Origin of the sequence: Chryseobacterium mucoviscidosis (assembly GCF_002177115.1) — a bacterium.
In the GTDB taxonomy this organism is placed as follows: Bacteria; Bacteroidota; Bacteroidia; order Flavobacteriales; family Weeksellaceae; genus Chryseobacterium; species Chryseobacterium mucoviscidosis.
Window position 1 is genome coordinate 20,937 of the sequence record NZ_MVAG01000127.1, and the last position, 8,319, is coordinate 29,255.

General features: G+C 31.4%; 7 protein-coding genes. All 7 read left to right on the forward strand.

Features of this window, described 5'->3' with window-relative positions; translation table 11 throughout:
• The first annotated feature begins 40 nt into the window (after positions 1-40).
• Entirely contained in the window at positions 41-292 is a 252-nt protein-coding gene (locus B0E34_RS14665) for a bacteriocin-like protein (protein WP_087710621.1), read from the forward strand.
• Positions 243-1,670 (forward strand): TlpA family protein disulfide reductase, encoded by a 1,428-nt coding sequence (locus tag B0E34_RS14670; protein ID WP_228423089.1) that lies wholly within the window; start codon positions 243-245, stop codon positions 1,668-1,670. Before B0E34_RS14665 ends, B0E34_RS14670 begins: the two co-directional genes overlap by 50 nt.
• A gap of 403 nt (positions 1,671-2,073) precedes the next feature.
• Positions 2,074-3,579: a thioredoxin domain-containing protein gene (locus B0E34_RS14675; protein WP_087710635.1), complete on the forward strand. Its 1,506-nt coding sequence runs from the start codon at positions 2,074-2,076 to the stop codon at positions 3,577-3,579.
• Between the two features lie 104 nt (positions 3,580-3,683).
• The gene (locus tag B0E34_RS22550) at positions 3,684-3,884 is read left to right on the forward strand and encodes a bacteriocin-like protein (RefSeq protein ID WP_343665315.1); all 201 of its coding nucleotides are present in this window, start codon (positions 3,684-3,686) and stop codon (positions 3,882-3,884) included.
• Between the two features lie 75 nt (positions 3,885-3,959).
• Positions 3,960-6,152, forward strand: coding sequence for a peptidase domain-containing ABC transporter (locus tag B0E34_RS14680; protein WP_087710625.1), 2,193 nt, complete (start codon positions 3,960-3,962; stop codon positions 6,150-6,152).
• 69 nt (positions 6,153-6,221) lie between these two features.
• The gene (locus B0E34_RS14685) at positions 6,222-6,419 is read left to right on the forward strand and encodes a bacteriocin-like protein (protein WP_087710627.1); all 198 of its coding nucleotides are present in this window, start codon (positions 6,222-6,224) and stop codon (positions 6,417-6,419) included.
• Between the two features lie 79 nt (positions 6,420-6,498).
• Positions 6,499-7,797 carry an HlyD family secretion protein gene (locus B0E34_RS14690; RefSeq protein ID WP_087710629.1) on the forward strand — a complete coding sequence of 433 codons (1,299 nt, stop codon included), beginning with the start codon at positions 6,499-6,501 and terminating at the stop codon, positions 7,795-7,797.
• Positions 7,798-8,319: the final 522 nt, after the last annotated feature.

Sequence of the window (8,319 nt, forward strand, 5' to 3'; positions counted from 1 at the left end):
TATGACAAAAAAAATTATTTAATACAAAAAAAATGGACAAATGAAAAATTTGAAAAAGCTTTCGAGAAATGATTTGAAAGAAATTAATGGAGGTAGATTACCTGGAGGGGGATCATGCAGAATTAGTGTTCAATATGCAGGTGGAGGATATGGTGTTTTTGACACCCCTACAACCGGCTCTTGCTCTAACCAGCAGACACAGGCAAATAAACAGTGTCTTAATTTAATTGGAAATCCTAACAGTGGAACTAGATGTTCTTATGATTGTGGTTGCGATGGATATGGACATTAAAAAATATAGGAAGAGTTTATTACTCTTCCTTTTACTTCTATTAGTATTTGTAAATTGTCAAAAAAAAGACACTAAAAATATTAATAATGTTGAAAATGCATTACGAATAGATACACTGAATTTAATTACAAATGTTTCATTTTATGATACAGGAACATTTGCTCTAAATACTCTTGTAAATCATAGAAATTTTAATTTTTCAATTTCTGGAACTAAAAAAAATGTAAAAGAAAGTAAAGAAATAACACTAAAAAAACCAACAGTGTTTGAATCCTATGCTCTGGTTAACGGAAAAACAAGAGTTCAAAGATATTTGGTTTTTAGTAAAAATGATACTTTAACATTTGAATTTCGTAAAAATGGATCCGTTTATACAGGAAATAAGAAAAATGCTATTCTGAATACCTTAATATCGGATAATACTATTTATTCTATTGAAGAACCGGATAATTCTGGTAATTACATACAGTCGCTTAAAAAAAAATATGACAATAATTTAGCTATAATTAAGCAAGATTCTACTAATTATACTGATTTTCAATACAAGGCAATAAAGGATTATTTAGAAATATATTTCTATAATAAACTTTTTAATATAGATTTTTCAAAAATTACAAATCAGAAAGTAATTGAAGAACTAGACAAATACTTTGATATAGTTAATAACAATATTTTAATATTAAACAGACTTAATGCCGTACAAAATAAAAGTTTAATAATAAATTTATTACGGTATATATCTTTCAAAAATAAAAATCCTCACTTGATTGATAACTTACAATTTCTTGATAAAAAATTATTTAAAACAGAGGCTTTAGACGGTTTTCTTTTGGATTACATAGAAAATGACAATACTTTAAGTAAGAATGATATTGATATTATGAAAAAGTATATCCGAGAAAGCAGCCTCAAAAAAGCAACTGAGAAAAGCAAAGGGAAAGTTCTGTCTAAAAATATACTAAACTCCACTATTAAAGATGCAAAACTAAATGAAGTTGCCATTAAAAATATATTGTCAGTAAAAAATGAAAAATTAATTTTAGTAGACTTATGGGCTACATGGTGTGTACCATGTCTTAAAGAAATACCTAATTGGAAAATAGCACAAAAAAAATATAGTGATAAAATAAAATTCATTCGTATTAGTATAGATAACGATCAAAAAAAATGGAACGTATTCCTAAAAAAGGATATAAATGATGAGTACAATTATATTATCAGCAACTCTAGTCATCCTTTTATAAAATACTTTGAAATCAGTTCAATTCCAAGGTTTCTTTTATTCAATAATAAGTTTGAGGTAATTTCAGATGACTTTGACAGACCAAGTGACAATAATTTTGACACTAAGATTAAAGCAATTTTAGATGAAAATTAATTCGCAAAATAAAAAAGTTAAGAGGAATCTGTTGTTTCTTAACTTTTTAAATTGTGGTTTGTATGATTATCTATCTTTTAAATTACTTTATGTTTTAGATTTAAGAGTCAAATTAATTTACACCTCCGAAAACAATTGAAATTTCAAGATTAACATATAGTAATTAAATTGGATAAAGTATTGATAATTTTTTAGATTTTTCACTTAAAAAAAGAGAATGAATTCATTTTTTTAAACATTTTTCATGCGTAGATAAATCAATTTTATAAAATCTGTTAATAAAAAAAAGATATTAATTCATATAAAACATTCATAAGCAATAAAATAACCATAAATCACGTTAAAATGAAAAAAGTATTTGTTTTTTTCAAACATCTGCTTATTTTAGATGAAAAATATTAATATGCTATTGGACAAACTCATTAACTATCTAAAACTCGACAAACAGGAGTTTCTTTTTCAGTTCAACTCACACCCAAATTATCCTTCTGCTTTAGCTTTCAGCGACACATTAAATTTCATGGGCGTACGAAATGATGCCTACGAATTAGATAAAGAATATTGGGATGAACTTCCTGAAGAGTTTATTACCATTGTAGATAATTCTTTTTCGCTCGTTAAAAAAAACGGTGCGCAATACTCCATTTATTCTGATAAAGCAAAGACTTTAAATAAAGAAGAACTTCACAAAAAATCCACAGATTTTGTTTTGCTGTTTGAAAAAGATAAAGTTGAGCAAAAATCCGTGACAAGCTACAAACCTTTTATTTATGCTATTTTTGCGGTTGTTTTAATCTATTCAGCAATTAATTTAGCTTGGTATGAAGCGGTTTTCAATGTTTTATCATTGGTAGGAGTGTATATTTCTTTAGAACTTTTCAATCAGAAGTTTGGGAACACATCCACTGTTATCGGGAGTATCTGTGGAGACACCGCAGGAAATCAGGCCGTAAATTCATGCAACAAGATTATTACTCAGGATAAGACAAGTATTTTGGGACTTAAATTTTCAGATTTTTCTCTGATCTATTTTGTTGGACTTACCATTTTAGGATTGTTTCTTCCTGCAACTTCCCTTATTATTAAAGGTTTTACTTTTGCTTCCGTTATTGCAATCGGCTATTCATTATATGTTCAGGGATTTGTAGAGAAAACCTTCTGTCGTGTTTGTCTTTTAATTATTTCTGTCTTAACGACTCAGATTTTAATCAGTATTTTACTTTTCCCAGCTATTTCTTTTGATCTGAAAACTTCTTTATTGAGTATTATTTTATGGATCGCCGTATTTTCATTGGTTTTATATCTTAATAATACGCTTGAAGAAAAAGAAACACTTCAAAAATCGAACGCAAAAAATTTAAGATTTAAAAGAAATTATGAACTTTTTAAAAGAGAACTTCTGGAAAAAGAAAAAGTAACATTTTCTGATAATGAAACCTTTTTTGTAGGAAATAAAGATGCCAAACTGCATTTATCGATAGTTTCAAATCCATACTGCGGATTTTGTAAAGATGCTCACAAAATTGTAGAAAACTTACTTACAAAATATCCAAATGACATTTCAGTGCAGATGAGATTTAATTATTCTCCTGACAAACAGAACGAAAAGTTCACGAATCTGATTTCAGATTTCATGTATACCTACAGAAACAAACCATCTCATGAGTTTTTACATCTTATAGAATACTGGTTTGAAAACAAGGATGAAAATAAAGTTAGGCAAAAAGCAGGAACAAATTCCGCTCAGGAGGATCTTACTCCTCTTGTGGAAATGTCTGCTGAAAACAGAAATGCCGGATTAAATTTTACACCAATTATTTTAATCAACGGTTATCAGTTCCCTGATAAATATGATCGTGAAGATATTTACTATTTTATTGATGAATTGTCTGAAGACGAAGAAATTTAAATAAAAAATAATTTTATTAATAAAAAATTCACTAATTTAGGAAAAATTTAAAGCGGAATCCGAAAAGCTTTGAAAGAGTAGGAAATTAAACAAATTATTATACAATGAAAAATCTAAAGAAACTTTCAAGAGAAAATTTGAAATCCATAAAAGGAGGTATTTCAATAGAATGTTCACAAAGACAAGAGGCATCTACAGCCTGCTATAATACGATGGCAGAATGTCAAGCAGATCCAAATTCATCAAATCCAGATATTGTTTTATTACCTTGCGAACGTATTTGTAATAAATATTGCTATTCATAAAAGTAATAACTTTTAAAGAAAAAATAGTTGCAGTCATATCGGCGGCAACTTATTTATAAATAAAAACGTCAATCATTGAAATCTTTTCCTTTCTATCGTCAACCAGACTCCAAAGACTGCGGTCCTACCTGCCTTCGTATTGTAAGTAAACATTATGGCAAAAGCATATCACTCCAACAAATCCGTAATCTTTCTGAAACAACAAGAGAAGGAAGCAGTTTGCTAGGATTGAGTGATGCTGCAGAAGACCTTGGTTTCCGCTCTTTAGGTGTTCAGATTAATTTTGAATCTCTTGCAGAGGAAGTTCCGTTTCCATGTATTGTTCACTGGAATAAAAATCACTTTGTGGTTGCTTATAAAATAGATAAAAACAACAAAGTTTACGTTTCCGATCCGGGTTATGGACTGATTACTTATACCAGAGAAGAATTCATCAAACTATGGATCGGTGAGAATGCCAATGAAAAAACAGAAGAAGGAATTGTACTTATTTTAGAAACCACCCCTGCTTTTTTTCAGACAGAATTTGACGATCAGGAAAGTAAAGCCAGTTTTTCTTTTCTTTCAAAATATGTACTGAAGTATAAATCACTGGTTATCCAGCTTGCAGTAGGACTTTTGGCAGGAAGTTTACTTTCTCTGATTTTTCCTTTCCTTACCCAGAGTATTGTCGATGTCGGTATTCAGAATCAGGATCTTAATTTCATTTATCTTGTCCTTTTAGCACAGGTAATGCTTTTTATGGGAAGAATGGGAATTGAAATGATCCGAAGCTGGATTTTGCTTCATCTTTCAGCAAGGATCAATATTTCTATTATTTCCGATTTCTTTATCAAACTCATGAAGCTTCCGATCAGTTTCTTTGATACGAGAATGACCGGAGATATCATGCAGAGAATTAATGACCATCATAGAATCGAGCAGCTTCTCACAAGTTCTTCGCTGAACACCCTGTTTTCATTAGTCAATCTTATTATTTTCAGTATTGTACTGTTGTTTTATGATTATAGGCTGTTTATCGTCTATCTTATCGGAGCAGCGGCTTACATCGGATGGATCAGTTTTTTCCTGAGCAAAAGAAAAGAACTCGATTACAAAAGATTTTCACAGGTTTCTCAGGAGCAGAGCAAAGTAATTGAGCTGATCAATGGAATGCAGGAGATTAAAATGCATAATGCCGAGAAACAAAAAAGATGGGACTGGGAATTTCTTCAGGTTAAATTATTCAAGCTGAGAATAAAGTCTTTGTCTTTGGAACAATGGCAGTCCGTAGGAGGAAACTTCATCAATCAGATGAAAGATATTTTTGTGAGTTTTCTTTCTGCAAAACTGGTACTTGACGGAAATCTTACCTTAGGAATGATGCTTTCTGTTCAATATATCATCGGGCAGTTAAACAGTCCACTGCTTCAGCTGATCGATTTCATTAAACAATTTCAGGATGCTAAAATTTCTTTGGAAAGATTGGGTGAAATTCATGATAAGGATGAGGAGGAGAATAAGGAAGAACAATATTCCCACGAAATTCCGGAAAAAGATATTCTGGTGGAAAACGTTTCATTTAGATATACTGGTTCAGATGTTCCCGTATTTGAAAATCTTACCCTCAGCATTCCCTTTCAGAAAACGACGGCCATTGTTGGAGCCAGCGGAAGCGGAAAAACGACACTTTTAAAACTTTTAATGAAATTCTACGAACCTTCTCAGGGTGAAATCCGATTAGGAAATACAAAGCTTAACAATATTTCTCCGAGATTCTGGAGAGACCATTGCGGAGTGGTGATGCAGGAAGGCTATGTATTCAATGATACCATTGCCAATAATATTGCCGTAGGTGAAGATTATGTAGATAAGCAAAAATTGAGGAGATCCGTGGAAATTGCCAACATTAAAGAATTTATTGAAGAACTGCCTTTAAGCTACAACACAAAAATCGGAAATGAAGGTTTGGGAGTGAGCGGTGGTCAGAAACAGAGACTTTTCATTGCAAGAGCGGTTTATAAATCTCCTGATTATATTTTATTCGATGAAGCGACTTCAGCTTTGGATGCAAACAATGAGAAAGTGATCATGGAAAATCTCGAACAGTTTTTTAAAGGTAAAACAGCAGTTGTGATCGCCCACAGGCTTTCCACCGTAAAACACGCTGATAAAATCATTGTTTTAGATAAAGGAAAAGTAGTGGAAGAAGGAAATCATGCAGAATTGGTTGCTCTGAGAGGAGAATATTACCGATTGGTGAAGAATCAGTTAGAACTTGGAAATTAAATTTTAGGTATACAGCGAAATCCGAAAAGCTTACAGAGTAGGAGTAAATAACAAAAATCAATTTATTTTATGAAAAATCTGAAAAAATTAACAAGAAAAGATTTAAAAGATCTTAAAGGAGGAGGATTAAACGATTGCGGAGCATATTTCCCGACAGAACCACCGCTTCCGGGAGAACCGTATGATTGTGGCTGCAACCTTATGTGGTGCTCAAAAAGAAGTGCATGTATTCATCAGAATATGTACTCTCCGCAAATCTGCGAATAATTTGAAAATTTTAGATTTCAACTTAAATCTAGTATATAAAACAGCAATCTTCTTAACGGAAGATTGCTTCTATTAAAATATGGAAAAAGACATTTTAGATAATATTGAGCTTCGTTCTGAAAGTGTTCAGGATATTCTTACCCAGCCTCCTCATTGGATGATCCGATGGGGCAATACCATTATATTTTTAATATTGGTACTGATACTAATCATGAGTTATATTATAAAATATCCGGAATTTATTCCTGCACCTATTATTGTAACTTCACAAAATCCACCTGAAAAATTAGAAGCCAGAACAAATTCTAAAATTGAAAAAATATTCATCAAAGATCATCAGGAAGTTAAAAAAGATCAGGTATTGATGGTCATGCAGTCATCTGCAAACTATAAAGATGTTCTTGCATTAAAAAAAATAATAGATTCTTTATCTCCGAATCAAATATCATCATTCCCACTCAGTCAAACCTCTCATTTCAAATTGGGAGAACTTCAGGGAGATTATAGCAGTTTTGCAAAAGCTTTTCAGGATGAGGCTTTATTTACGAGATTACAGCCTTATGCTCCGGAAAATCTTGCCGCTAATCAAAGCCTTTCCGAATATAGAGTAAGAATTGCTACTACTAAACAGCAAAAAAGCCTTGAGCAGGCGAAATATGAGTTGACCAAAAAAAATTACATCCGTTCTCAGGAGTTATTCAACCAGGGAGTTATTTCTTCCATGGAGCTTGAAAATGAAAAGATAAAATACATACAGGCGCAGCAAAATTTAGAAAACATCAATATTTCTCTTTCACAGATGGAAGAAGGAATTTCTAATTTAAATAAAACAAAAAGCGGAACAGCAATAAATACAGAAAAAGATAAAATTACTTACTCTTCCCAGACTTTACAGCTTTTTGAACAATTGAGAAAATCGCTGAAGCAATGGGAGCAAAATTATCTTCTTATTTCGAATACGGATGGTATTGCCAGTTTCCAACAGTTTTTCGGCGAAAATCAGTTTATAAAAGCAGGAGATGCCGTTTTATCTATTCTTCCTAAAAACCGGGAAAAATTAGTCGGCAGAATGTCTGTTCCGGCAACAAATTCTGGTAAAATTGCTTCGGGTGAAAAGGTATTAATTAAACTCGACAATTACCGCTATCAGGAATATGGGATAGTAGAAGGAAAAGTACAAAATATTTCTCTTTCTCCAGATAAAGATGGAAATTACTATGTAGATGTACTTCTTCCAAAAGGACTAAAGACTAGTTACAACAAAGACTTGGTTTTCGATAAAGAATTAAAAGGAAGTGCGGAAATTGTTACTCAGGATCTGAGATTGATTGAACGATTCTTCTATCAGATGAGAAAACTACTGGGATATCAGAGTTAATTAAAAAATACAGAACCGAGACAATTATGTTTCGGTTTTATATTTAATTTCAATCAAAAGGATAGTATTGGATCGCCGAAGAGTTCTTATCTCTTAAGCTTCAATCGAAAGGATTTTACCAGACCATTACAGTGGACGATTTTGCGCTTCAAGGGGAAAAGCTTTAAAACTCAATATTCTACGCAGAAGATGGACAAATGTTAATATTTGCAACGTTTTAAAGATTAAAGATACAAAACCTTGCAAATAAAAAGTCTTTAATGCATTAATAAACAAATTGTTATATGTATTTTAAGGAACAACTAACTAAACTTTATCCTTTTTACTTGGGTCTTTTCTTTTTCTTTTTGACTCTTGTTTATTTCCTTTGATAAGTGATAGATTAACGTGAATTCGGAGAAAAACATGAGGTGCTTAATGTCTAAAATTAATACTTTAGAATTGAACAAATACTAAAACACCTCATGAAAAACAAAGATATGCTTTTTGACGAAAATCTATTGATAGAAATCTTCATCAAAG

Excerpts from the sequence above, each read along its gene's own strand:
- B0E34_RS14665 (WP_087710621.1), top strand. The coding sequence starts at position 41 with ATGAAAAATTTGAAAAAGCTTTCGAGAAATGATTTGAAAGAAATTAAT.
- B0E34_RS14675 (WP_087710635.1), top strand. The coding sequence starts at position 2,074 with ATGCTATTGGACAAACTCATTAACTATCTAAAACTCGACAAACAGGAG.
- B0E34_RS22550 (WP_343665315.1), top strand. The coding sequence starts at position 3,684 with ATGAAAAATCTAAAGAAACTTTCAAGAGAAAATTTGAAATCCATAAAA.
- B0E34_RS14685 (WP_087710627.1), top strand. The coding sequence starts at position 6,222 with ATGAAAAATCTGAAAAAATTAACAAGAAAAGATTTAAAAGATCTTAAA.
- B0E34_RS14690 (WP_087710629.1), top strand. The coding sequence starts at position 6,499 with ATGGAAAAAGACATTTTAGATAATATTGAGCTTCGTTCTGAAAGTGTT.